General features: G+C 65.2%; 25 protein-coding genes. 6 read left to right on the top strand and 19 right to left on the bottom strand.

Annotated features, from left to right (window positions below; genetic code table 11):
• Positions 1–14 precede the first annotated feature (14 nt).
• From AB0876_RS32230 to AB0876_RS32205, 6 genes are all read right to left on the bottom strand, one after another.
• A complete protein-coding gene (locus AB0876_RS32230) occupies positions 15–275 on the bottom strand; it encodes a hypothetical protein (RefSeq protein ID WP_526044013.1) in 261 nt (86 codons plus the stop codon).
• A 157-nt stretch (positions 276–432) separates the two neighbouring features.
• Positions 433–786 (bottom strand): hypothetical protein, encoded by a 354-nt coding sequence (locus AB0876_RS32225; RefSeq protein ID WP_526044012.1) that lies wholly within the window; start codon positions 784–786, stop codon positions 433–435.
• 20 nt (positions 787–806) lie between these two features.
• Complete coding sequence (locus AB0876_RS32220; RefSeq protein WP_526044011.1) at positions 807–1,295, bottom strand: hypothetical protein; 489 nt, start codon at positions 1,293–1,295, stop codon at positions 807–809.
• Positions 1,296–1,323: 28 nt separating this feature from the next.
• The gene (locus tag AB0876_RS32215; RefSeq protein ID WP_526044010.1) at positions 1,324–1,623 is read right to left on the bottom strand and encodes a hypothetical protein; all 300 of its coding nucleotides are present in this window, start codon (positions 1,621–1,623) and stop codon (positions 1,324–1,326) included.
• Positions 1,624–1,884 (bottom strand): hypothetical protein, encoded by a 261-nt coding sequence (locus AB0876_RS32210; RefSeq protein WP_526044009.1) that lies wholly within the window; start codon positions 1,882–1,884, stop codon positions 1,624–1,626.
• A 61-nt stretch (positions 1,885–1,945) separates the two neighbouring features.
• On the bottom strand, positions 1,946–4,462 hold the full coding sequence (locus tag AB0876_RS32205) for a DEAD/DEAH box helicase family protein (RefSeq protein ID WP_526044008.1): 2,517 nt from the start codon (positions 4,460–4,462) through the stop codon (positions 1,946–1,948).
• 269 nt (positions 4,463–4,731) lie between these two features.
• Here AB0876_RS32205 and AB0876_RS32200 point away from each other — a divergent pair, with 269 nt between their 5' ends.
• Positions 4,732–6,327, top strand: a complete 1,596-nt coding sequence (locus tag AB0876_RS32200; protein ID WP_526044007.1) for an FtsK/SpoIIIE domain-containing protein — start codon at positions 4,732–4,734, stop codon at positions 6,325–6,327.
• 595 nt (positions 6,328–6,922) lie between these two features.
• Here the strand turns inward: AB0876_RS32200 and AB0876_RS32195 are convergent.
• From AB0876_RS32195 to AB0876_RS32180, 4 genes are all read right to left on the bottom strand, one after another.
• A complete protein-coding gene (locus AB0876_RS32195) occupies positions 6,923–7,780 on the bottom strand; it encodes a hypothetical protein (protein ID WP_526044006.1) in 858 nt (285 codons plus the stop codon).
• Between the two features lie 83 nt (positions 7,781–7,863).
• Entirely contained in the window at positions 7,864–8,700 is an 837-nt protein-coding gene (locus AB0876_RS32190; protein WP_526044005.1) for a phosphoadenosine phosphosulfate reductase domain-containing protein, read from the bottom strand.
• Positions 8,697–9,122 carry a hypothetical protein gene (locus AB0876_RS32185; protein WP_526044004.1) on the bottom strand — a complete coding sequence of 142 codons (426 nt, stop codon included), beginning with the start codon at positions 9,120–9,122 and terminating at the stop codon, positions 8,697–8,699. Before AB0876_RS32185 ends, AB0876_RS32190 begins: the two co-directional genes overlap by 4 nt.
• Positions 9,119–10,006: a hypothetical protein gene (locus AB0876_RS32180; RefSeq protein WP_526044003.1), complete on the bottom strand. Its 888-nt coding sequence runs from the start codon at positions 10,004–10,006 to the stop codon at positions 9,119–9,121. Before AB0876_RS32180 ends, AB0876_RS32185 begins: the two co-directional genes overlap by 4 nt.
• Before the next feature lie 485 nt (positions 10,007–10,491).
• Between AB0876_RS32180 and AB0876_RS32175 the strand changes: the two genes are divergently transcribed.
• The 4 genes from AB0876_RS32175 (at position 10,492) to AB0876_RS32160 (ending at position 13,057) form a co-directional block, all read left to right on the top strand.
• On the top strand, positions 10,492–10,893 hold the full coding sequence (locus AB0876_RS32175; RefSeq protein ID WP_526044002.1) for a hypothetical protein: 402 nt from the start codon (positions 10,492–10,494) through the stop codon (positions 10,891–10,893).
• Positions 10,894–10,956: 63 nt separating this feature from the next.
• On the top strand, positions 10,957–11,439 hold the full coding sequence (locus AB0876_RS32170; protein ID WP_526044001.1) for a hypothetical protein: 483 nt from the start codon (positions 10,957–10,959) through the stop codon (positions 11,437–11,439).
• Entirely contained in the window at positions 11,436–12,314 is an 879-nt protein-coding gene (locus AB0876_RS32165; protein ID WP_526044000.1) for an RAMP superfamily CRISPR-associated protein, read from the top strand. The genes AB0876_RS32170 and AB0876_RS32165 overlap by 4 nt, the downstream gene beginning before the upstream one ends.
• Before the next feature lie 8 nt (positions 12,315–12,322).
• Positions 12,323–13,057 carry a hypothetical protein gene (locus AB0876_RS32160; protein WP_526043999.1) on the top strand — a complete coding sequence of 245 codons (735 nt, stop codon included), beginning with the start codon at positions 12,323–12,325 and terminating at the stop codon, positions 13,055–13,057.
• Between the two features lie 23 nt (positions 13,058–13,080).
• Here the strand turns inward: AB0876_RS32160 and AB0876_RS32155 are convergent, their stop codons facing one another.
• The 3 genes from AB0876_RS32155 to AB0876_RS32145 are packed head-to-tail and all read right to left on the bottom strand — an operon-like array spanning position 13,081 to position 14,173.
• On the bottom strand, positions 13,081–13,347 hold the full coding sequence (locus AB0876_RS32155) for a hypothetical protein (protein ID WP_526043998.1): 267 nt from the start codon (positions 13,345–13,347) through the stop codon (positions 13,081–13,083).
• A gap of 26 nt (positions 13,348–13,373) precedes the next feature.
• Positions 13,374–14,006: a hypothetical protein gene (locus AB0876_RS32150; protein WP_526043997.1), complete on the bottom strand. Its 633-nt coding sequence runs from the start codon at positions 14,004–14,006 to the stop codon at positions 13,374–13,376.
• Positions 14,007–14,020: 14 nt separating this feature from the next.
• Positions 14,021–14,173 carry a hypothetical protein gene (locus AB0876_RS32145; RefSeq protein WP_526043996.1) on the bottom strand — a complete coding sequence of 51 codons (153 nt, stop codon included), beginning with the start codon at positions 14,171–14,173 and terminating at the stop codon, positions 14,021–14,023.
• A 131-nt stretch (positions 14,174–14,304) separates the two neighbouring features.
• On the opposite strand from AB0876_RS32145, the gene AB0876_RS32140 reads away from it, so the two are divergent.
• Positions 14,305–16,050 (top strand): hypothetical protein, encoded by a 1,746-nt coding sequence (locus tag AB0876_RS32140; protein WP_526043995.1) that lies wholly within the window; start codon positions 14,305–14,307, stop codon positions 16,048–16,050.
• Between the two features lie 256 nt (positions 16,051–16,306).
• Here the strand turns inward: AB0876_RS32140 and AB0876_RS32135 are convergent, their stop codons facing one another.
• From AB0876_RS32135 to AB0876_RS32110, 6 genes are all read right to left on the bottom strand, one after another.
• Positions 16,307–16,588 carry a hypothetical protein gene (locus AB0876_RS32135; protein ID WP_526043994.1) on the bottom strand — a complete coding sequence of 94 codons (282 nt, stop codon included), beginning with the start codon at positions 16,586–16,588 and terminating at the stop codon, positions 16,307–16,309.
• A gap of 344 nt (positions 16,589–16,932) precedes the next feature.
• On the bottom strand, positions 16,933–17,160 hold the full coding sequence (locus AB0876_RS32130) for a hypothetical protein (RefSeq protein ID WP_526043993.1): 228 nt from the start codon (positions 17,158–17,160) through the stop codon (positions 16,933–16,935).
• Positions 17,161–17,729: 569 nt separating this feature from the next.
• Entirely contained in the window at positions 17,730–18,383 is a 654-nt protein-coding gene (locus tag AB0876_RS32125; RefSeq protein ID WP_526043992.1) for a helix-turn-helix domain-containing protein, read from the bottom strand.
• Positions 18,377–19,117 carry a helix-turn-helix domain-containing protein gene (locus tag AB0876_RS32120; RefSeq protein WP_526043991.1) on the bottom strand — a complete coding sequence of 247 codons (741 nt, stop codon included), beginning with the start codon at positions 19,115–19,117 and terminating at the stop codon, positions 18,377–18,379. The genes AB0876_RS32125 and AB0876_RS32120 overlap by 7 nt, the downstream gene beginning before the upstream one ends.
• Complete coding sequence (locus tag AB0876_RS32115; RefSeq protein ID WP_526043990.1) at positions 19,117–22,419, bottom strand: hypothetical protein; 3,303 nt, start codon at positions 22,417–22,419, stop codon at positions 19,117–19,119. Before AB0876_RS32115 ends, AB0876_RS32120 begins: the two co-directional genes overlap by 1 nt.
• Entirely contained in the window at positions 22,416–22,817 is a 402-nt protein-coding gene (locus AB0876_RS32110) for a Fis family transcriptional regulator (protein WP_526043989.1), read from the bottom strand. The genes AB0876_RS32115 and AB0876_RS32110 overlap by 4 nt, the downstream gene beginning before the upstream one ends.
• Between the last annotated feature and the right edge of the window lie 98 nt (positions 22,818–22,915).

Genomic DNA, 22,915 nt, shown 5'->3' with positions numbered 1-22,915 from the left:
GGGTTTCTCTGCGTCTAATCGCCGTAGTCGCTGGTCCGCGCTTTGATCGTGTAGTTGAGCGTGTTGGCAAGTTCGATGAGGTCCAAGACGCCCTCGACGGTGGCGTACCCGGCCACGGACCCGTTCTCGACTTCGCACTGCGCTTCGATAGCCCGCCGCAGGTCGACCGCGGTGATGGGGCCTGATGTTGGCGCGACGTCGGCCAGCGGAGCTGCTGGCTCTACTTCGAGTGCGTCGAGGAGGAGATCGACGATGTGCCCATCGCCTTCGGCCACCGCTTGATGTTGGTAGTCGGTGCACTCGCGCCATTCGCACCCTTGGCAGGCCATCCGGAAGCTTCCGGCGGGGCGTTCCACGGGGCCGATTACCTTGTGTTCCGCCAGGATTGACAAGAGTGCTGAGCGCTTCGAAGACCTCACTGTTTGACCAATCTCAGTCGTCGATTTGACGAGCTGGGTGGCGTACCGCCCACTCGTGGGCTGATAGCAGTGCGGACACGATCTCTCGCATCTGTTCGGGCTCTACCACGGAGAAGTCGGGCCACCAGTCCAGCCCTCGTCCAGGTCCACCGGACAGTCCCACCGATCCATCGCAGGTGATGACTCTGAAAGTGGAGTCTTCGTACCAGATTTCGGTGCTGTACTCGTTGGGATGTCGGCCGGAGATCTCGACTCGCAGCGGCTTGGTTCGGATGGTTGCTGCGGCGGCCGTTGTCGCCAGTCTTTCGATTTCGGCGCGCAGCGTTGCCAGTGCAGCATCGGCGGAGGTCGCTTCGTGCAAGGTCATGATTTTCGGCCTCCCTGCCCTTATGCCACCGAGATCCGTTCCGCGCAGGCGCGGTGCCCGTCGTTGGAGTAGTGGTAGCGTGCGCCGTCGCAGCCGCGGGGGCAGCCGCCTGTGCTGGCGCGGGGCTGACCTGAATGTGGGCATTGTCCGCGTTGCTGGCCCTCATCGTCATCGAGGTGGTGGATGGGCAGGGCGTCGTCGGGGTAGAAGTCGTCGTCATCACCGAGGTCATCTGCGGGATCTGCGTCGGTCGGCGCGTATGCGAACGGTTCAGCTTCCGATTCGTCCATCGTTGCTTCGGCTATGGCGTCGGCAGCGAGTTTTTTGCACTTGCCGCACAGCGTCGATTTGGTGACACCCAGATAGGGTTTCGGGCGGTCCTCGCGGGCCAGGCCGTATCCGCACCACGTGCGCCAGCCTGTGGAAGCGCTGTCGTCGCGGATCAGCATGTGGAAGACGCGATCTCGGCGCAGCGATGGGACGCGGTTGGATACTCCTTGCGAAAACATCGCTCCACTCCTCAAGGTGGTCGTTGGTCTACCTGTCGGTGGGATCCGGTCGGGGCCTGTCGCGGATCAAGGCCGCCAGTCCTGCTGCGCCTGCGATCACGCCGGGGATGAAGGTCCAGGCTGCCCAGCTTGATGTTGCCGGCGGCTGGGTGAACGACACGCTCGTTGCTGCGAGCGCGAAAGTGAAGGCGAGGCCGAACAGAATCGCTCGGGTCCGCAGGTCGTTGCCGTGGGGGCGTTTCCAGTACCAGGTGCGGATCACCGCGGCGAGCAGCACGATTCCCGACAGCGTGGTGAGGGTATCGACTAGCCAAGTGCCACTGGTCATTTAGAGCCCCAAGCGGAGTGCGTCATCGGGAGTCTGCGCGTGGTTGTCGGGCCACAGCGCCAGCACCGTGACCTTGACTTCAGGTGGCTCCGATGCGAGCAGCGGGTCGTAGTCGGGAAAGCCGGCGTGCTTGGGTACCGGCTTCACGTTGATCTGGACTTCGTGTGCGCCGGCGGCAAGCAGTCGCGGTAGAACTCGGGTTGTGTCTGCGGGCAGTGTCGTCACTGGTACCCACGTCGCGGCCGTGTCAGCGGTGCTCATGGGTTGCACTGTAAGTGCCGGATGCGACACGACAGCCGTTCCCAACGAGGTGTGAACGGTTTCAGGCTGGTTTGATCGCCCGGGTGTAGCCGTGGAGGTCGGCGGCGCGCAGTTTGTGGCCGGCGAGTAGGCGGTCGACGGTGTCGGGGTCGTCCCAGCGGGATTCGGCTAGTGCGGTGGCGTAGGCGCGTACGGCGTCCTTGAGTTCGTCGAGTTTCTTGGTTGTGATGACGCGGGCGCCGGGGAGTGCGGTGGCGTCTTTTCCGAGGCGTTCTGCGGGGTGGATCATGACGGGTAGTGCGGTGACGGTGTCGTCGTAGGCGCCGTCGAACCACAGCTTGGATCCGGTGAGCTGGTTAATGTAGACCTTGCCGATGTAGTCGGCGACGGCTCCGCTCTTGGCTTCGATCACCCAGTATTTGAGGTCGCCGAGGGCCCAGAGGTCGTCGGGGCCGCGGCCGATGTCGCGTTCGGGGCGTTGGGCGTTGAATCCGAGGTGCAGGCCGAGGTCGCAGAAGGCTTGTTCGAAGGCTTCGACGGCGGTCTGTGACGGGTCGAAGCGCAGTGCATCGAGGAGGGCTTCGAAGCCGACGCGCAGCTTGATCCGGTCGGTGCCGTAGGTCTTGGTGAGGTAGTCGCTGGCGGCGGTGGCCTGGGCGGCGGATGCCGAGATTTTCTTGTACTCCACCCCGGACAGTGGGAGTAGGACCGCTGGGTTTTTCTCTCGGGCTGCGGCGAGTACTTCCTGGGCGCGGGCGGGGTCGTACTGGTCGATGTAGGTGGCTTGTTGTTCGAGCAGCCAGCCTTGCTGGCGCGGATCGGTGGTGGAGGCAACGGCTTTGGCGAGTTCTTCGGCGGCGTCGGTGATCTTGCCGCCGGTAGCGGCCTGGAATGCTGCGCGGCGGTGGGTGGCGGCTGGGCTGACGTGGCCGACCGCCGGTGGGATGGAGGCCATGCCTTGGCGGGCGAACCGTACCCATCCGGGGTCACGGGTGAGGGCTTGCAGGGCTACGCCCATGATTTCCGAGAGTGGTTTGTCGACAAGGCCGCCGGCCATCTTGCGGGACTGCTTGAGCTGTTCCTGGGTGGCGGGGCTGAACAGGGCGAAGGTGTCGGGGTCGGCGACGAGCTGGGTGAGGCGTGCGCCGAGCAGCAGGACGACGCAGTGGTCTTCGTTGCTGCGGACGCCGCGGCCCATGCCTTGCTCGATGCGCTGGACTTGGCGGTCGTCGGTGCCGGATTCGCGGCTGGTCAGCTGGGTTTCGAGGCGTTCTTCGCCGCTGAAGGCCTCCGGGAGTCCGTCGAGAACCAGGATCCGGCAGGCGTCTCCGGGCAGGTCGATGCCGTCGTACTTGTTGACCAGCACGACCAGGCCGACGTGCTCCCCGCTGCGCAGTCGGGTCACGATGTCTGCAACGTCGTCGGCGCGGATGATGCGGGACGGGTCGCCGAGGAGTTGTTCCCATTCGGCGGCAACGCTGTTGCTGGGCACGATCACCACGGTGTTGTAGTCCTCGGCCAGGGTGAGGATGTGTGCGCGGACTTCGGCGGCGGAGATCTCGGGGTTGAGCTCCATCGGGGCGAGGATCATGCGCTCGCCGATGTCGCCGGCGGTGGTGGGGGTGATCGGTACAGACACGCTGGCCGGATCTGCGCCGAAGTCGGTGACGAGCACGGAGTCATCGGCGAGGGTGGCGGTGAGGTAGATGCGGTGCTTGGCGGTGTGGAAGTTGCTGATCAGGCTGACGGGGCTGCACAGCGGGGTGATGGTCACGCCGGTGCTGGTGAACACTGTGCGGCAGAAGCCCAGGACGTCCTTGACCGCTGGCCAGGAGTACGTCAGCGCGTCGAGCTCGCGGTCCTGGTGCAGTCTCTTGCGGACCTGTTCGAGTCGGGAGCGCCACGCCCAGAACGGGACTCGGGCGAGGGCGCCGAAGCTTTTCTCGTCGACGTCGAGCAGTGCGTTGGGTGAGAGGTTGTTGAGGTCTTCGCGGAACAGGTTGAGCAGGTCGGCGAAGAGTTTGCCTTCCGGTGTCTTGTTGTCGGCGGTGTCGCGCTTGATCGTGATGGACAGGCTGTCCCGAGCGGTGTCGAGGGCGGCGTGGGCGTCGTCGATGACCACAGAGCCGATCGGGACCGGCTTGGCGGGGTAGCGCTCCTCCCGGAACACCGAGCGGCCGTTGAACAGTTTCCAGATGTTGACGACGCCGATTGCTTCGCCGGCGCGGTATTGGGCGCTGTCGACGTTGTCGGTGGTGACGATGCCGATCCGGGCGGCTTCCTCGCGGACCTGGGCGGCTAGGTACTTGTTGGGGGCGACGTAGAGGGCGGGGCCTTCGTTGTCGTTCAGATAACTCTGCAGGATGACCAGGCCGTCGATAGTTTTTCCGCTGCCGGTGTTGACCTTGATGATCAGATCGCGCTCGTGGCGGCGCTTATGCCAGGTGGTGAGCACCTGGCCCTGGACGTCGCGCAGGTAGCCGTAGCCCTCGGCCTTGTCCGGCAACGATGTGTAGAGCTCGCGTGGCTCGATCGGCGCGGTCTGGGCGGCGTCGTCGAGCAGACGATCGAAATCCATCTCAGGATTGTGTCTTACGCCACCGTCAACCGTGCGTGGGGTGGTCGTTTCGTGATTGCTTCGTCGTGTCCTACAGCGCGGTTACATTGAGTGCTGTGCCGTCGCCGCGGCGGCGCGATTCCCGACAGAGACTGTTCGCCCACATCGATCGGTCGCCACAACAAGATCGGGACAAGCCCTCGGGGTCCGCGCGCACCCTGACAGAGAAACTGTCGCTATGCGGATGTGGGCTGCTGCGACAACGACTTTGGATGGGATGTGATTCTGTAATGTCCAGTGATGATTCGTTCAACAAGCAGGTGCGGCGCCGCCAGAAGGCGACCGGCGAGGCTTTCATGCGGGCGCGGCGCGAGGTCATCAAGGAAGGTGCTCTGGCCGGGGCTGGCGCGCTCACCGAGGTTGCGGATGAGGCGAGGTTGCTTTCGTTGTTGAGGCTTGCCCGTGGCGGTAGCCCGGCAGATGTTGCCGCTCAGTGGGCGTTGCGCGACTTGCCGGTCGGTACCGGTGAGTTGGTGGATCTCGGTGATGTGTTGCGGGTGCCGCTCGGGCTGCGGGCCGGTGGCAATCCGGTGTGGTTGGACCTCAAAGATGAGGCTGAGGGCGGGGTCGGCCCGCATGGGGTGATGATTGGGGCGACCGGGTCGGGTAAATCGGTTGCGCTGCAGGCGATGCTGATGGGGTTTTGTGCACGGCACTCCCCCGATCTGTTGCAGCTCGTGTTGGTCGACGACGTCGATTCGTCGGTGTTCGACGAGTTCGCCGACTATCCGCACACTGAGGCCAGGTTCTGTGGCGGGGAACCTGGCATGGCTGGTCTGCTGGATCTGATCAAGCGGCGCACCGAGGCCCTCAGCGCGGCAGACGCGATCGCACTGGACTACGACGGTGCGGTCAGCATCGTCGATAGCAATTCGGGGGCGGAGTTCTCGAAGTTCACGTCATTTCCGCATCTCGACGGTCTCGATCGGGCGGCTGCGGTGTCGCGAATTGAGCAGGTGGCCGAGCAGATTGAGGAGCAGTTGCGGGAACGTGCCGCGATGGCGGCGGCGGACCCCGGGTCGATCAGTCACGGCCCGGCTGGCAGCATCCTGCGGTACAACCAGGTCCGGTCGACGGCTGCGGGTGCTGATTTGCCGGCGGTGCCCTACACGCTGGTCGTGATCGAGGACTTCGGTGTGCTCGCGCACCGTCACCCCGACCTGGTGGGGGTGGTTGACACCGTGATGCGCAAGGGTCGCCATCTGGGTATCGGTGTCCTGGTGGTCAGTCAGACGATCGGGTCGTGGGGCGAGTCGATCTTGGCCAACGCGCAGTACCGCATTGCGTGGCGGGCCACGGAAGCCGAGGCGTCGTGGCGGCTGATCGGCAGCGATGCTGCCTACCACTTGCCGCCGAGGGCGACGGGTGTCGGCTTGTTCTGCCCGCATCCGGGAGCAGACCCGGTGCTCTACAAGGGTTTCCTGGTTTCGTGTGATCGGGTCCGTGATGTCGCGGGTCATTCCGTGGTGGCGCGCAGGCAGCGTGGGGCTGCGCAGGTCGTCGCCAACGATTTGCGGAAGATCAGGAGCGAGCACCCCGAGCTGGCTGGGATCGTCGACGAGTTCGAGGTGATCGCTCAGCAGCTCGACCGGCCCGCTGGGGAGACGGACACCGCGGACGATGATGCGGACAATAACCCACCGGTATGGGCGGTCGTTGCGAGCAACTACCCGGGGTCTCCGGTGTATGCCATCGTTGACCAGGATGGCACCATAGCGACAGACCCGCGGGACGGTCTCTGCGTATGGGCCACCCGTGCGACTGCTGAGTACCAGTTGAGCCGCAACGGGTTCCGCCTGCGACGCAGTTCGGAAAAGTCATCGTGATGACCTGTCGCCAGCGAGATCCGGGCGTGCTGCTGAGGTTTGCACATCGACTGTGGGACATCGCGATTGACGAGCAGGAGTGTGCGCTGCTGGCAGCGATCGCCAGCAGCGCACACCAGATGGTCGGCGGCACATCGACCGGCAGTGCGCTGGCGCGCGTGGCTCGACAGCTCGCGGGGAAGGGCCTGGTCCGGTACTTCAATAGTCGCGATGGCGGTTGGCCGGCCGGCATGTGGGCGGCCTATCCAACGTGCAACGGGCGCAACGCCATGTGGCGCCACGCTGGAGACACCCACGTCGATGGCTGTGGCGCACGGTGGAATCCCGACGGCCGGTGCTCTGGGTGCAGCACCGCACGGTTGCTCGACCTGCCCGCCTATGAGGCGTACTTGGTTGCCGTTCCAGCTGCTGAGCGCGCCAAGCAGCTGTCCACTGCGGCGCTGTGGTGCGCTGAACACGGATATCTCCGGTCGGCGGATACAACGACGCACAAGATGTGCCGCTTCGGAGGATCGCCGATCCATGACGGGATGGTCAGTCGGGTGTGCCAGCCTCGATTGCCCGACTCACGGCGGTGTCCTGGGACATCACGCGTTTAGTCGATCGCTCCGATCAGCACCGGTTGGCCGGCGGCAGCAAGGGCGCCGGCACGTCGGCCGGCGGCAACCCACAGTGCCCGGACCGGGTACGGCGTGCCGGATCGCTGGAAGCGCGCTTCGGGGTAGGCCTTTTCGAACTGGGCCTGGTCGTCGGTGACCCAGATGGTGCTCACGCCGTTTTCGTCGGTGGTCTCGAACCTGCTGGCGGTGTCGGTGATGAAGTCGTCGAGATCGAGCAGGTCGGCCAGTGTCGCCTCGCCTTGCGGGCGAGCTCCGCGCTCGGCCGCGTAGTACGACTTGACGTTGAGCCCCAGCAGGTGCGCTGTTTCGTTCTTGCCGAGGCCGGTGGCGAGTCGGGCAGCACCCAGGTCGAAGCGGCGCTCGCCGCGGTGCACCTCCACATCGCGGCCGCGCCGGCTCAGCTCCGCGGCGGCCCGGCCGACGGCGACGTGCTGCAGTGACACCGGGTAGGGCGTGTGGTCTCTGCGAGTGTGCGCGTCCGGGTAGCCGGTGGTGAATGTGTCCTGGTCGGCGATGGCGTGCAGGTCGATGGTGCCCTCTGCCGGCGCGTCGTCGATCAGCTTGTCGGTTTCGGCGGCGACGAAGGCCTCCATGGCGGCCAGCTCGTCGACGAGGCCTGCGGCTGTGCCGCGTAGATCCCGTGCACCGGTTTCATGGCTGCGGTAGCGGGTGAGGTCCATTCTGAGCAGGGTGGCGACGTCGTCGATCGAGAGGTTGAGGGTTTGGCGGCGTGCGGCCAGGTCTGACCACAGGTACTCGGGCAGCGGCTGGTCGGCGATGTCGTCCTCCTCGTAGAAAGCGGCAGGCAACGTTCCTGCCAGTGCGACATTCATGATGGTGGTCTCCCTTTCGTGGAGTTTCTGGGCCTGCCCTTGTGGCCTGCCCTCGGTTCACATGCTATCAGTGGGGGCCGTCATCAGGTCCATTCCCGCAGCCGCGGCAATGCTTTGACCAGGCGGTCGAACAGATCGGGCCATCCGGCCTGCAGGAACGCGATGTGGCCGTTGTCGAGTTTGGAGGCGTCGATGATGGAGTCGACGCGGATCCGGTGGGCTGGGACGCCCAGTTCGGCGAGTTTGGCGTACAGCGGGTTGGGTTCGATGTCGCGGCTGGCCAGGTACTCGAATACTTGGCGTGTCTGCCAGTCCCAGATCGGCCCGTAGGTGATGGTGCCGTCGATGCGGCGTATCACGCCGCCGGATGCTGCCCGGACCTGTTGGCGTGAGAGTTCTGGTTGTGTACGGGTTTCGGTGGCGAGGCGTTGGCGGTACAGGGCGCGGCGGCCGGCGGATTCTTCGGCGCGTACGCCCCAGAGGGAGCCGGGTCCGTGGCGGCGGTGGGCTTCGGCGGCCGGGCCGGTGATCATCAGTTCGGACAGTTCGAGACCGAGCAGCCGATCGGGGGCCTGGTGGTCGAATCCGCCGAGGGCGATCATCACGGTGAGCAGGTCGGGGTCGGCTTCGATCACGGTGAAGTTCAGTCGCCACGCCTCGCTGAGATCTTGGAGGTAGTGCAGGGTTTCGGGGAACTGTAGGCCGGAGTCGAAGAACACGATCGGCACGTTCGGGTCGACCTGGCGGGCGAGGTCGACGACGACGGTGGAGTCTTTGCCGCCTGACCATGAGACGAATCCGTCGTGGGTGTCGAGATGTTCGGCGATGCGGTCGAGCAGATGCCGATATGTGCCGGTGCCGCGGCGGCGCGCAGCGATCGCCCGCAGGGCCTGTATGTCCAGGCCCGGCGGGGTGGTCATCGGTTGTCCGTCACCGTGGTTGCCATTCCGGGGAACAGCAGGGCGAAGTACTCCTCGATGTAGGCGGTGGCGTCGGGGCCGTCGAGGATGGAGTCGTCGCTGGTGGTGCCGTCCCACCACCACCACTTTCCGCGGGTCTTGAACCCGAATGGTGGCGGGATCTCGGCGTCGGTGTGTTCACGGGCGAAGGTGTGCGCGACGCTGACAACGAAGAGCCAGTTGTCGGCGCTGAATGTCTTCTCGCCGCTGGTGTCGGCGAGGTGTGCCAGTTTGCGTGGCAACCGCACTCGGGCCTGGCACGGTTCGGGTGTGGACGACGGGCGTCGCGGTCGGCTGATCGGTCGGAAGTGTCCGTTGCGTCCGGGCTCATCGGGGCCGAGCGCGGAGCGGTTGGGGTGGACTACCCATTCGGTGTTGCTCATTGCTGCTCTTTCAGTTGCAGGACGAATCGAGTGCCGTGCCCGCCGCGGCCGTTGTCGTAGACGGTTCCCTCGGCTGAAACGACCTCGCACGAGAGGCCTCTGGGCAAGACGTGGGTGGTGTCTTCCACGGTGTCGGAGCGTCCGAAGTACATGCCGCGGCTGGTCGTCAGTTCGAACATCAGGTATCGGCCGCTGTCGTGTCCGGGCGCTTCGTGCAGGCTGTGGCGGGCGATCGTGAATTGGTCGAATGCGACCTTTTGGCCGGGGCGCAGGTTGGGCGGTAGTTCGCGCACACTGCCGATGTCAGCATGGGTGTCTGGCAGTTTGACCGCGACGTAGACCGTGTGGCTGCGGTCGTTTTCACGCTCGTAACTCTGGATGAGGCGGTCGAGGCGTTGCACTTTGGCGCGGTCGGTGTCGGAGAGTTCTTGTACGTCGCCGGCGGCGTGATGCAGTGCCCCGTTGATGCGCCGCCATTCGGCCGGGTCGTCATTGGTCAGCATGCTGCGGACGGCCTGCTTCTGGGATTCCGGTGCGGCGGCGAGCACCTTGCGTTTGGTGGTAGAGCGGATCTTGCGTTGCCGGCCGCTGAGTGCGTATCGGAATTCCTCGGGTTCGGGCAGTTCCCCACGGAGGCGGGTGGATTCGACGTGGCTGGAGTCGCGGGGTGTGGCGCGGTCGCGGTCGCGGGTTGCGCGGGTCAGGGAGGTGTCGCTGTCGCGGGCTTCGTCGCGGATGCGGCTGGACAGGCGGTGAAAGGCCGCGTCGTCCATTGCGGTTTCGGCGACTTCGCGGGCAGTTTTGACGTCGCGGTCGGTGATCTTGCCGCCTTCGACGTCGAAGCGTGTTTGTTCCCCGGGGGGCCGCGCGGTCTTGGCACCCATGTGGCCTCATGCTCCCCTCGACGCGCCTTTTTTCGCAGTCTAGGAGGTGGATCGGACACGGCGGCGGATCGCATCGCGGCCGGTCATCACGATGTTTGTGGCTCTCACAAGGGAGGCGGCCCCGGAGTCTGCTGCTGTGAGCTGGTCCGGGGGCCGCCTCAGGTGAAACCTTCACCCAACCCTTGTGTGCGTTTCGTGGCGTCTACGGTAGCAACCGGGGCTGGTGAGCGGCCCGTATCGTGTCGAGCAGCATGTTGTCCGATCCCGCCGCAGCGGCGTGGGTTGCTGCCGGTCGACCCGCCGTTGATGCTCCCCCGCCGGTAGCTGGGCGCTGCGGTCGCTGCGGTGAAGACGGTCCTACGGTCACCAGTTCGCGCATCATCTCGGAGAAGTTCACGGGGTTTGATGGCTGGCCGTTCGGCTCCCGCCGGCTGTGTGTGACGTGTGCGTGGGCCTACAGTGGCCAGCCCCGCGAACAATCGGCCATGCTCATCACGACTACCACGCTGACCAGGTACTCCAACGGCGCCGAGCTGGCGTCCCTGCTCAGTGCTGGGGCCCTGTCCATCACGTGTGCCGCGGTGGTCCCCAGCAGTCGCCGGCGCCACATCCTGCCGATCGCCGAGTGGGGGCACCTGGCCACCGACGGCTTGGTGATCGCGTGGGATGCGGCCGCGGCGCAGCGGCTCACCGATCTTGCGTGGTTGCGTACGACGATCGGTGCTACCTGGCCACAGTTGGCCGATCCCGTCCCACCCGCTCGGCTGCTTACAGCCCAGCCTGCCGATCAGTGGTCGCGCATCGTGGCGGCGTGGGCCTCGCTGCGGATCTGGCGGAGTGTTCCAGCGTTGTGGGATACGGTCCGGATTCTCACCAACAAGGTGTGACCGTCGGCCGGCGGCTGTCGTGTGTCGGCGGTCGTGGCGAGGCCGGCCGATACCCTGATGCCCATGACCGACGAGCTCAGCCCGACCCGCAGGTGGCAGGCGCTGGTCCCTGAGCTGCAGTCCTTCACGCTGAACGGTCAGAGGTCGGAGTCGCTGATGACGGATGCGGAGATGGCCGTCGCCCGGGCCGTCGATACCGCTGAGCGGCTGCTGTTGCTGGTGCATTACAGCATCGACTGGGACAACAGCTGGGTTGGCGAGGAGAAGTACCGCAAGACGTATTGGGATGAGATCCTGCCCGGCCGGGTGTTTCGCGCCGCCCGCCGCTCGACCACTCTGGATGAGTGGTGGTCCTCAGCTGCGCTGAGAAAACTTGGGCTCCAAGCGCCCCGCTACCCGGACCGGCGTCTCGAACTGGCCGAGTTGCTGCGCGAGCCGCCGAAGCCGGTGCTGCGCGCGTTTCAGACCAGCCTGCCGGCGCTGCTGCTGAGGGTCCGCATCATCGCCGAAGCTGTCTCCGCTGACCGGAAGTCGAATCGAGCATGAGCCTCAACACAATTCGGTGGGATCTCGACGTTGTGGCCTTGTCGTCGATCGTGCACCGCGGTTCGGACAACGATTCGGTCGGCACCGATACAACCTCGTCATTTCGCACCGAGAGAATCCTGACTTCCGAGGGCGAGTTGCTGTCTGTTCCGATCGTGTCGGGCAGCAGTTTTCGGGGCGTTTTGCGCCGCATCGGTGAAGAACTGACCGCAGCCGTCCTGGACTACGAGGATGTCGCGCTGCCTGTTGCGGCGGCGCACTTGCTCACCAACGGCGGCAGGCTCGCCAAGTCGGCGCGGCCGTTCACTGACGAGGACGAACGGAATCTCAAGGCCCTGCTCCCGCAGATCGCGGTGTTCGGCGGTGCCGCGTCGAACCGCATCATGTCCGGACTGCTCACCGTCGGCAAAGTGCTTCCCGAGGTGGCTGAACTGGCCCACATTCTGCCGCGACCGCCGCGAACCACTCCCCTGTCGTCGGTGTTCACTTTCGCCGAGGAATCGTTCACCCACCTGTCCGATCACCGGCCTCGCGCCGACCAGGCCCCCCACACCGACGGCGACGGTGACACGACCAGCCCGCTTGGACGGTTCGATGTGGAAACCCTTCCCGCCGGGACTGTGTTTCAGACCGGGGTGCGCCTGGCCAACGCCACTATCGGCCAGGTCGCGTTCATGCACGACGTTCTCAGCACCTTCGCCAGTCGCGGCCACCTCGGCGGGCGTATCGCCTCGGGCCACGGATCGGTGACCGCGATCTTCAGCAATATCGAGGTGGAACGTGGACACCTCCCCGACTACAACACCGTGGACTGGCAGGCCGAGCTCAAGGCGCACCGCAACGAGGCGATCGCCGCGCTGTCCAAAATCACCTGAACGCCATCATGATTGCGCTGCAGATCACGGCCACGACCCCTCATGGGATCGTGTTGTCTCGCCCGTGGGGTGTTGCGTTCGACGGGTTGTTGGCTTCGGTGCTGTGGCATCGGCGGAAATGGGCTGCCCGTGAAGCCGGCCGGTATGTCACCTACCAGCCCGACGGGCCTCAGGAAGTTCTGCCGTTGCCGCTGGCCCGCTGCGGCGATCCTGACCGCGACGAGGATTGGCATTGGTTGGCCACTTTCGCTGACCTACACCCCCACAGACAGACTGTCAGGGATCCCGATATCCGTTGGCGGACCTCACGAACCGACCACACACGGCTTCAGCAGCTCGCCCCGGTCATCGCCAGGGCCGGCGGCGGCGGTGTCTCCGATCGGACTGGCCGCTACCAACACCGCGTGGTGCCGGTCATGGCACATCCCGCCACCCATCTCACCTGGCGGGCTGTCGGGGATCCTGAACGGATCCGCGACCTGCTGACCGATTTGCCGGCGATCGGCAAGCACACCGGCGTCGGGGAAGGTCTGGTCACGCGGTGGGAGGTGACCGAAACCCCCGGCGTCTCGGATTGGGCGGCCGGCCACGAACACGAGCCCGGAGTACTTGGACGCACGACCCCACCGCGCTGCCTCGACGAGTCGCCGCCGATGGCCACCGGGCCGCTCGGAACCGGCTCGCTGCGGCCGCCATATCTGCATCCGGGCTCTCGCAGGGCTGCCTATCAGCCAGCGCGCTAGATGCGATGTCGCGCAATGTTTGATTACGCGGACCGACCCCGCGTTTCCCTGGACGAGGCGCCTGCGGAATCACTGTCAGGCTCGTCGAATCGGTCGCCGAAGATGTCGCGCCCTATAGCTTCAAAACTCTTGTCACGATCGTAGATGCCGGGAAACGCATCGAGATTGAGGCGGTGGAGGCGGTGGTAGCTGACCCAGCCGCGCCGATAGGCCACAACCGATATCAGCCAGGACAAGAACAGGATCGCGCCGAGGAATCTGATCGCGATGTCAATGGGGTCGTGTGCCATCGTGCGGATCTCCTTCTGCCGGACTTTCAGGCTAGAGCTACTTCGGCCTGGCCGGTGGGCGTGACGGCAAGGACCGCGGTGTGGACCGTCCCGGTCACAAGTTGCCATGCTTGGAGGCGGTCACGAAATGCCGTGTCGGGACGTCGGCAGTCGTAGTACCAGTCCGGCTGCTGTTCGGCTTCCAAGGTGTCGGGGTGCCAGCCGGTGGTGAGGCAGTGTGGATCCGTCCACCAGCGCCATCCTGCCGATCGGGGATGTCCACGGCCGTCTGCGAGTTCGTGTAGGCGCCGGGTGATTTCGGGGTAGTTGTCACGCAGGGTGTGCAGTTCGGCCCAGGGGATGCACCAGCGTGGCCGGTGACTCCATCCTTGCCATGTTCTGTCTGATTCGAACCGGAGGCCGTCGCGCCAGATGGCCCATGCCCAGCCGGGCGTCCCACCTTGGCCCCGGCGGTAGCTGGCCTTGCATTCGCCGTGTTCGAGCTTGGCCTCGATCACGGCCGGATATGCCCACCAGGCCAGCAAGTCCGGCCACGGTGTCGCGGCGAGGAACGTGCTCGCCGCGGTGGACCTTTCGCGGGCGGATTGTTCTGCGGCTGCCAGTGCGGATTCGACTTCGCCGAACAGGTCGTACTGTACCGCCGCGGTGCTGCTTCTCATCGGCGCGTCACGCGTCAGGCGACCAGCCCGACACCTGTTCCGAGGATCAGGGCAAGGAATACGGCCCCGACCGGGGAGAGGATGACACCGATGGTGGGCAGTGCTGCGATGAGAAGCACGTAGAGAATGACCGCGATGCCGGCGGTCGCGAAGATTCGACTATTCATGGCTCTGATTGTTGCCCGGTCATACGACACGACGGACGATCCCTGTAGCGCACTGCTGACCGCAGGGCAGAAGCGGACAGGTGGTTGGCATCTCCCACAGAACAGCGTCCTCAGCGAGCACACTGTGAACCGTGCTCCTCACAAACCTCGCGCACGTCACGCCCGACAAGCTCGATGAGCTCGGGATTGCGGTCCCGTCTGCCCTGGCGAGCGCCACCGTCGCGCTGTGGAGAAGCTCAGAGAAAGCCAAATGGCATTGGGCGGCTGAGCGTTCACGCTGCAAACACCTGCCCGGAAACTCGTACGGACGCAGCTCCCGTGAGATTGTGCCGCAGCAAGTCCCAGCACTCGGCCTCACCATCTCACCCCACACAGTGTGCTCGGGCTGCGTCGACCGCATTACTCTGAGTGCCCCGGCCGACGCATTCATCACCCTGGTTGCAGAACTCCTCCGCGCCCAGGACTGGCTGCACCAGGGCCGTGAGGCAGCCTCGGACCGAAAGTGGTCGTGGATAACCTTCGCTCGCTGGACGACCTCCCGGCCGCTCACAGGCGGGAACTGGGACGCCACGCTGCGCCAGGTTCGCGGCAAGCACTGGGCTGAGCCGGCTTTGGCCCTCCGCGGGCTCATCGCCAAGTACCACAGCGACGCCGATGCCATCACTCGCGCCTGCATCGACAGCATCGCAGAGAACCCCGCCCGCTCATCCCATGTCGAGCGGGCAATCCGAATGGTAGAGACCGACAGCCCGGCCCGCGAAGAATCTGATCGGATCCTGAACATCTCTGGTTGCCGTGTCCGCCCAGACGACCTTTGGGGCGAGCGTCGCCCCTATTCCCAGCACGCGCCGTGGGAAGTTGTTGCTTCAGCGTGGCGGTCTCACCAAATGAACCACAATGGCCTCGCTCTCTTTGATGCGCTCTGCGACTTCTTCGACGAGCAGTTTCCGCACGTACACGACCTCGCTGCGCTCGGCAGCTGCACTCACCGCACCCCGCCGCATGAGGCCGGGGAGTGCCTGCAGAACTGGGCGTGGCGATCAGCTCAGGCGCACCGGCGCGAGGTAGTCGGGCAATGGTTGTCCCGACTGGACCTTGCGCTCGATGGCATCTCTTCCACGAATCGCAACCCGGCGGCCAACTGCACACACCTGGTAGCTGTGCCGTTCTGGCCGCCCACCCTGGATGGCATGGAACCGGTCGCATATCTCGCCCAATTCGATGTTGTCGCAGGACCATTTGCGAAGCGCCCCAACTACTACGACACGCATTCGATCGCCGTGTTGCGCGTACCCGAATGGGCTGCCGAACATGCCGAGCAACTCCGCCGACCCCTACGAACTGTGGCTATCGACAACGAGGCCGTCCAAGTCGTTCAACTGGCCCGCGCTGAGGGGATCGCGATCGTTGCCGACGAATTTGGTGGCCGACGCAAGCCCTCTCAGCAGGTTATGGAGTCCCGTTCTACCTTGGGCGACAACTTTCACCCGTACCCCGAATACCGATACATTCGGCGCCCATTGGCTCCAGGAGCTCGACCGCCACAGCACTTTGGACGGCAGGAGCCTGAATCTGAGTGGACCTATTGGGGTGTTCAGCAAGCGCTCGACCGGGGCGCGATGTTCGTCTACGGCACAGACGATCTCGAACTGCTCCACCTCGCGTTCGCCAACAATCGCTGGCGCCCGGAAATCACGTTGACCGTTGAGCTGCAGACAGAGTGTCTACGCCACGGTGAACCCGGGCCTCATATTTGCGAGGTTGACGGCCATCTCTCGACAATGAAGCCCAACGGTTCGCTCACTTTCACTCCGCACGAGCTCGCCGACCCGATCGCCATCCCAGCTGCATACATCGCGGCCCTGACCTTTCGCTAGGCCGGGGTCGTCTATCACGACGGCCTACGTCTTACCCTCAGTTGCGGCGTTCCACCACAAGGGTTGGACCACCTGCCGGGTCGGGAGCGACAGTCAGCCAGTCCGCTGCCCAATGAGAACATTGAAATGGCGATCCGCCGGAGTGACAATCCCGTCAAGACGATTGTCACCTTCGACCGGACGATCCCTGCAGCTCGCAGTGCGGCTTCGACTTCGCCGATCGGGTCGTACTGGACTGTTGCGCTGTGTGAGTGGTTCATCGGGGTGTTGTGGGCCCAACGCGCAGCTGCACCCCGTAGTGCCCCGGTGCGAATGGGTTGTAGTCGGTTGGATGCACGCGGTATCCGTGGTGGCGCAGCTCGACCTCGGCGGCACGCGCGTTGCCTCCGGAATTCACGTGCAGGATCACGGTGTTGGTCGCAGCGGTGTCACGGGTTACCGAGATGATGGCGCTCGACGTGCAGCCGATGCGGCGGGCGATCGCACTTCGGGCGTGGCGTTCAACGTTGCGGGTGTGTACTTGCTTGATCGTTTTCATCGAACTGTGGTGTGCCGCTGGGACTATCGCCCGATGAGGTCGGACCAGATGCTAGCTGGCACGACCACGTAGGCCAGATACGCCAGGTAAGCCACCAGGCCGACGACACAGAGGATGGCGGTCCGGTGTTCGGCGCGTGCTTGCTGGGCCTCCGCTTGTCGCCGGCTCCGTTCGATCCTCTCCTGGTGTGCAGGCAAGTCGATCATCTCGCTCAGGGGCCGACTTTTGTCTCGGCCATCCAAGTCCCACATGGACCCTCCTTTTGTCCGTTTCTGTCCAGGAATTCCGGTGTTGGTCCGGCAGCTGCTCATACTTACGCGGTCATGCGACGCGACGGACGATGCCTAGTACGGCCGGTGTTCAGCGACGTAGGCCGCCGAGGGAGAGGTGTGGCCTCCGGGGTAGCGGATACTGCGACGTCGATCGTTCTCCCGCGCTTCGGCGAGGGCTGCGGCGTTCGACCAGAACGTGTGATCGGTGTCGGCGTGTTCCTCGCCTCCGCAGATGAAGCAGTTGTCGGAGGCGAGGTGCGGTGCAGTGTTGCGGGCGTGTTCTGGTTTGGTCGGGTGCATTGACCTGTCCTTTGTCTGACCGATGTCGGGGTTCGGTCTGATTGTCGCGCGGTCATGCGACACGGTGGACGATCACAGCGGCCAAGTGGTGCGCCGGCTGGATTTATGTGCGGTGTTGTCGTTGGCTTTTGCGTGCGCGGCGGGTTCGGTAGCGCCACTGCGGCAGCTCCCACGGTTGCTGTTGCTGTGTATCCGGCGGACCCTGTGTGGCCGGCCGTGTTGACCTGGGGTGTTGTGGTGCGGGCCCGTCCGGACGAGCGGGGCCCGGGCAGTCTGCGCTTCCAGCAGGGACGTGGGCTGGCGGTCCTGGTGGCGGTAGCGGTTTGGTGGCGGTAGGGGCGAGTTCGTGGTCTGGTGTGGTCGCTGCCGGCGGCGGTTCTGGTGCGGGAATAGGCGTGGTCTTCTGCGCCTGCGACAGGGGTGTGGTCGGCGAGGGGGCTGGGGTTTCGGCCGTGCGGCTGTCGGTGGGCCACGGAATGGCTTGCAGCGCTTGCTGGGAGCTCCGTTGGATCGTGCGCCGCACTGCCCAACGCCTGATCAGCGACACCGGGTGAGCTTATCTGTGAGGATCACTCGGTAGCAGCGCTTCCCCACGGCTGGCTGGCGGCCAGCGCTGAGAGGTCCACGGCTGGCGCGTCGTTCATCCACACTTGGGTGCGGCCGGTCTCCAGCTGCTCTTTGGCGGGATGCACTCGCCAGGCCTGGTGGTGGGTCATGACGGTGTGTGCGAGGGCTTGTCCGTGAAACCAGGTCGGCACCTCTACGGTGTCGAGAATGGTGCCGCGGCGGCGAAGGTCGGCGAGTGCGCGGTGGTTGGCCTTGGTGACAGCCACCTGGTACCAGGGTTTTCCGTAGATCGCGATGATGGCGACGGAGTGGGGTTCGAGCCAGCGCTGTTTCTGCCAGGCGGGCTGTGGAGGCTGGTCGTTGTCGAGGCTGTCGATCGCGGCCAGGGCGTGCTCGTATTGCTGTTGGTTGCGTCGTTCGACGAGTTCGGGGCCGCGTTGCAGCTGGGTGATGCGTTTCGGGGGGCATGGCGTTTTGCGGCGGCGGTCGTTGGAGTCGCCGCTGATCCAGCGGCGCACTGTGCGTGGTGTGACGCCGGCGTATTCGGCGACGGCCGCGAGGTCGATGCCGCCGTTGTCGTTGGGGCCGTAGCACTCGAGGAGCATGCCGGCGAGGCGGGCGCGGGTCCAGCGCGGCCCGGGTATGGGGGCTACCACAGTTCGTCTTGCCGTCCTCTTTGTTGGCCGAATCCGAAGTCGTCGATGGAGATGTATCCCCAGTCACCGACGTATTTCTGGTCGGCGATGTCGGTCAGCCAGCCGTGGACGCCGGCGTCTCCGTCCTCTTCGTATGCGCGCAGCATGGCTTGGATGTCGTCGACGTCGATGGGGAAGGCGACGGTGCGGTCTCTGGTGTATCTGTCGGTGTCGTTGCCGCCGGGGCCTTGGTTTCCACTGATCCACAACGTTGTTCCGCCGGTGATCGCCTTTTGCCCCGCTGCGCTGGATCGGAAGTCCGCGGTGGCGGATTTGCGGCCGGCTTTGGTGGTGGTGGCCTGTCGCGACGCCTTCTGCAGCGCGTCGAGGTGCGCTGCTGATGGCTTCTGCTTTCCTGAGGCCCAGCGACGGACGGTCGACACTGCGACGCCGAGTTTGTCGGCTGCGGCCTTGGCGTTCACCGCGGCGCCGCGTGCACCCCGGCCGAATGCGCCCAGGAGCATTCCCTTTGGACTGCCCTGCCCTGTGGCGTCGGCTCCGCGGCGACCTGAGATGGCGCGGAAGTAGGTTTGGCGGTGCGCATCTTTAGACTGTTTGATCACCTCGCGCACTTGGCTTTTCGGGATGTTCATGCGTGCGGCGGCCTGGTCGACGTTGACGGTTCCTGCTGCGACCGACCCGTACTTGCCGAGGTCGTCGCCGGTGAGGTTGCTGCGGCGGCGTGGCCTTGCCATCAGTGGCCTTTCTTCGCGTCAGCGGGGGTATCCAGTGTCGGGAGCAGTTCAGCCCACTCGTCGGGGTCGAGCAGCGCGGCTTTGCCTTTGTATGCTCCGCCGTTGAGGTACTCAACGTGGTCTGCCAGCAGGGCTGAGCCTTCGTGTTTGTATTGGCCGAAGCCGCGGCCCCAGTTTTCTGGTTTGCCGGGCCAGGCGGCCTCGGGGTCGGGGTTGTCCGAGATGTAGAGCACGGTGTCTTTATCAGCGGCTATCGGCCAGCAGTCGGTGTCTTGCCCGATCTGCTCGATGCGGTAGGCGATGTTGGCGCTGGCCTTTCCGATGATGCTGAGGCGCTTCATCGGGTCATAGCCGGTCTTGCCCTTCAGATTTGGATCTGATCCCATCAGGCCGATACCCACGCTGCGCACCACTTTGGACTGATCGCGGGCGGCCTGGGCGTCTGGGTCGTCGGTGTCCAACATGGTCGACGCGTCACGGATGCGTTCGTACCAGGTGTTGAGCACTCGGCCGTGTTCTGGCCAGGTATAGGCCTCCACGATGGTGGGTTTGTAGCCGAGCTTCACCGCTCGATCTAGACGGGCCGTGGTGACCGGTTTTGGTCCGGTGAACTGCAATCCGGCCGGGTTCAACAGAAAAGGCGCGCGCCAATCCTGGGGTTCGGGGACATCGATGGTCACCAGGCCGGGCGCCTTGAGTAGCTGGTCCAGCTTGGCGGGATCTTTGAACACCGATCCGTCTGGGCAGTGGACGGGGTCGCCGATCGGCAGCTCCAGTCCTGCGATGGCCGCCGGGTAGGAACCACCTCGGTCGTAGGCGTGGACGTAGCGGCGTTTCGCCTCATCCGCCGTGGGGATGCGCGTCCAGTTGAAGTCTCGCTCAACGTCGTTGACGGTGAACGGCACCTCGAACGTCGATGGTGCCAGCGGCCCATTGCACCAGTCGGCGATCGTGGTGCCCTTGGGCCTGCACGCAACCATGAGGTCGATCGCCGTGACGCCGGGGTTGAGCTTGAACGGGAAGCGGTGTGCGTCGGCGAAGAGCTTGAGTCGGCGAGCGATCTGGTGGGGCGGCGGCAGTTCGATGCCGTCGTCGGTGGTCTTGTCGATCAGAATGGGCAGGTTTCGGACACCCTCGCCCGAGTCGCCGCGACTAGCCATCCCGGGAATGACGGCCACCCAGACGCCTTTTCGTTTCTTGTCCGCGGGAAACACGCGAGTCCAGGTTCCCAGCCACGTGGCGGTGTCCTCGTCTTTGGCGCCGCCTAGCCGCCACCCGTCGTTGATCGCGTCGGTCACGAATGGGATCTGGTGGGTGATTTCGCGCAGCAGCTCGTCGCGGCGGCGGGGCTTGGCTTCGGCCAGTGTGTCGACTTCGATGCCGAACCGCCGGCACGCGGCCTCGGTGATCCAGATCTGCCCCGGCTCGCCGTAAGCGGGCTTGTCGCCGCGTGCGGGTGCCAGTTGGTATCCGAGGTTGTAGGTGTAGGCCAGCTCAGCAACGTGACCTAGGTGGGTAACAGGTTCGGTCAGTTCGATTTTCGTGCCGTCGGGCATCCAGAGTCCGTCGGCGTCCAAGACCGCCGCGGGTGTGCCGCCGAGAGCCGCAGTGGTTGTCGTGCGGTGTTTGCGCTTGGCGGTTTTCGGTGCGGGTCCGTCGCCGGCCGGCTGTGCCGTCTCGGAGGCCTCGGTCTCGTTCTCAGTGGTCTCGGTGGCGGGTGCGGGTTCTGGCCGCGCGTCGACGCTGGTCTGCTGGATTGCGGTCGCCGTCTCATCGGCGTCAGGTGTGGGTTGGTTGTTCAGGGCGGCTGGTAGTTGCAGTGCTGTGGTGAGCGCCGCGGCGACGTCGGTGACGGATTCGGCCAGCAGCACCGCCAGTATCGTTTCCGCAGTCAGTTCGGCGCGCGCGGTGGTGACCAGCCGTCCGAGCCGAGTGTGGGTGTCGGACAGGTCAACTGGTGGCTCACCTTCGGCTGACCGGGCCGGGCCATACACCATCACGGTGTCTTCGACGTACACCGGCCAAGCGTGGTACTCGCGTGAGATGCGCATCGCGCCCCGCCGTGTCCGGTATCGGATGTGCGCGGCGATCGCCGCGGCGTCAGCGGGCCGGTAGTGGTGCCGCATGTCCTCGTCGGCCCACATTTCCGGATCGGCCAGTGCGGCAAGGTAGTCGGCAGCAGCTGCCTCCACCAGTGCGCGCAGCGCCGCGTCGTCTGCGAAAGCTTCCAATGCGGCGCGCAGTCGTTTGGCCCAGGTTTCCAGGATTCGCGTCTTCTGTGGCCAGACAACGGCTTCGCTGATGTTGAGCTTCTCGATGGCCAGGCCCGCGCCGCCGGCGCGGACATCATTGGTCAGCCCTTCGAGGTCTTCGGTGCTCACCCACGCCTGCACGGCATGGTCGAGGGCCATTTGTGGATGCGGCAAGGGCAGCGTTTTCGGTAGGTCGAGATCGTTGGCGGCCGGCAGATCCACCAGCCATTGACCGAACGGCGGTTTGGCGGCGGCCGCTGCGGTGGTTGCGGCTGAAGCGTCCAGCTCGTCTGCTTGGCCGTGTCCGAACGTGAGCATCCCCGCTGAGGCCAGTGCTGGGCTCTGCTGGGCCAGGCACATAATTTCGTCACAGTGTTGAAACTCGTGCTCTACCTGGTCTGGGGTGGTCGCCCATGCAGGTTGGGTCCGAACCTCTGGTTTTACCCAGGCTGGCAGCGCTCCCGAGTCAGAGATCACGGCGCCGCGGCGGCCTTCACGGCCGGCCATGATGTGGTCGACGATTCTTGCTCCCGAGATGGCTGCGGTCTGCGCAGGCAGCACTCCCATCGCGGCGTACCAGCGGCCGAGGCGCCGGCCGAGCTCGTCGGGGTCGTCGGTGATCGATTCGTCGTCGGCTGCGAGCCACGGCTGCTGCTCAGCCAAGATCTCCACGAGCACTCTCTCGGAGTCGCCTCCGCGTGCCAGCACGACTGCCGGTCCACTCCCCTTGCGCAGTTCCCAGCCGTCGTCGACGAGCGGGGCCAGTGTCTGGGCCAGGTGGTCGGCTGGGTTGTCGGTCGAATCTTCCGGTGTTCCGGTCAGCAGTCGGACTGCGCCGCCGACCACCCATACTCGTGCTGGATCGGGTTCGTCGCCGGGGCCGGGGATCGGCTGCAGTCCCCCGCGTTTCTTGTCGGCGGCCCACAGGATGAGCTTGCCCAGCTTGTCAGCGGTGTCGACTGGGCCGGCCAGGCGCCGGCCCGCGATGGTGAATGTTCCTGTCGGGGTGAGGATCAGGACGTGGCGTCCGATCTCGATCCTGTCGCTCATGATGGTCTGCTCTGCGATTGCGCCTTGGCGTCGGCGAGGTAGGACCGCATGCGGGCGCTGATCCACTGCTGGCTGACCCCGAGCACGGCGCCGACCTCGGTGTAGGTCGCCCCCGCCGCCACGGCCGCGGCTGCTGCCGGCCTGTCGTCGAGGCCCGCAGCCCGCAGGAGTGCTGCGCGGGTCAACTGCACTGCTTTGGCCTCGACGGCGTCCCCTCTTTCAACTGCTTTGATCAGGCGCGCCCGCTGGGTTGGGGTGACTTTGCGTCGCGCGACCCGCCGCAACCACAGGTCGCATGCCGCCTCCAATGACACGTCGGCGATCTTGGCGGCGAATGATTCTGCATCCCGTTGTGCCGCAGCTTGAATCAGAGCGACAGACGGATCGCCATTCGCCACTTAATGCTCCCGATCAGCCGAGGGCTTCGGCTTGCCCGGTCGGTGAAATAGGTCGGCCGTGCCGCTGGCGATGACCGGCGCTTTGGCCAGCAGGGCTG

It is taken from the genome of Mycobacterium sp. NPDC049093, assembly GCF_040704635.1.
Classification (GTDB): Bacteria; Actinomycetota; Actinomycetes; order Mycobacteriales; family Mycobacteriaceae; genus Mycobacterium.
The sequence above is the reverse complement of the archived record's forward strand: the minus strand, read 5'-3'. Positions and strand labels throughout refer to the sequence as shown.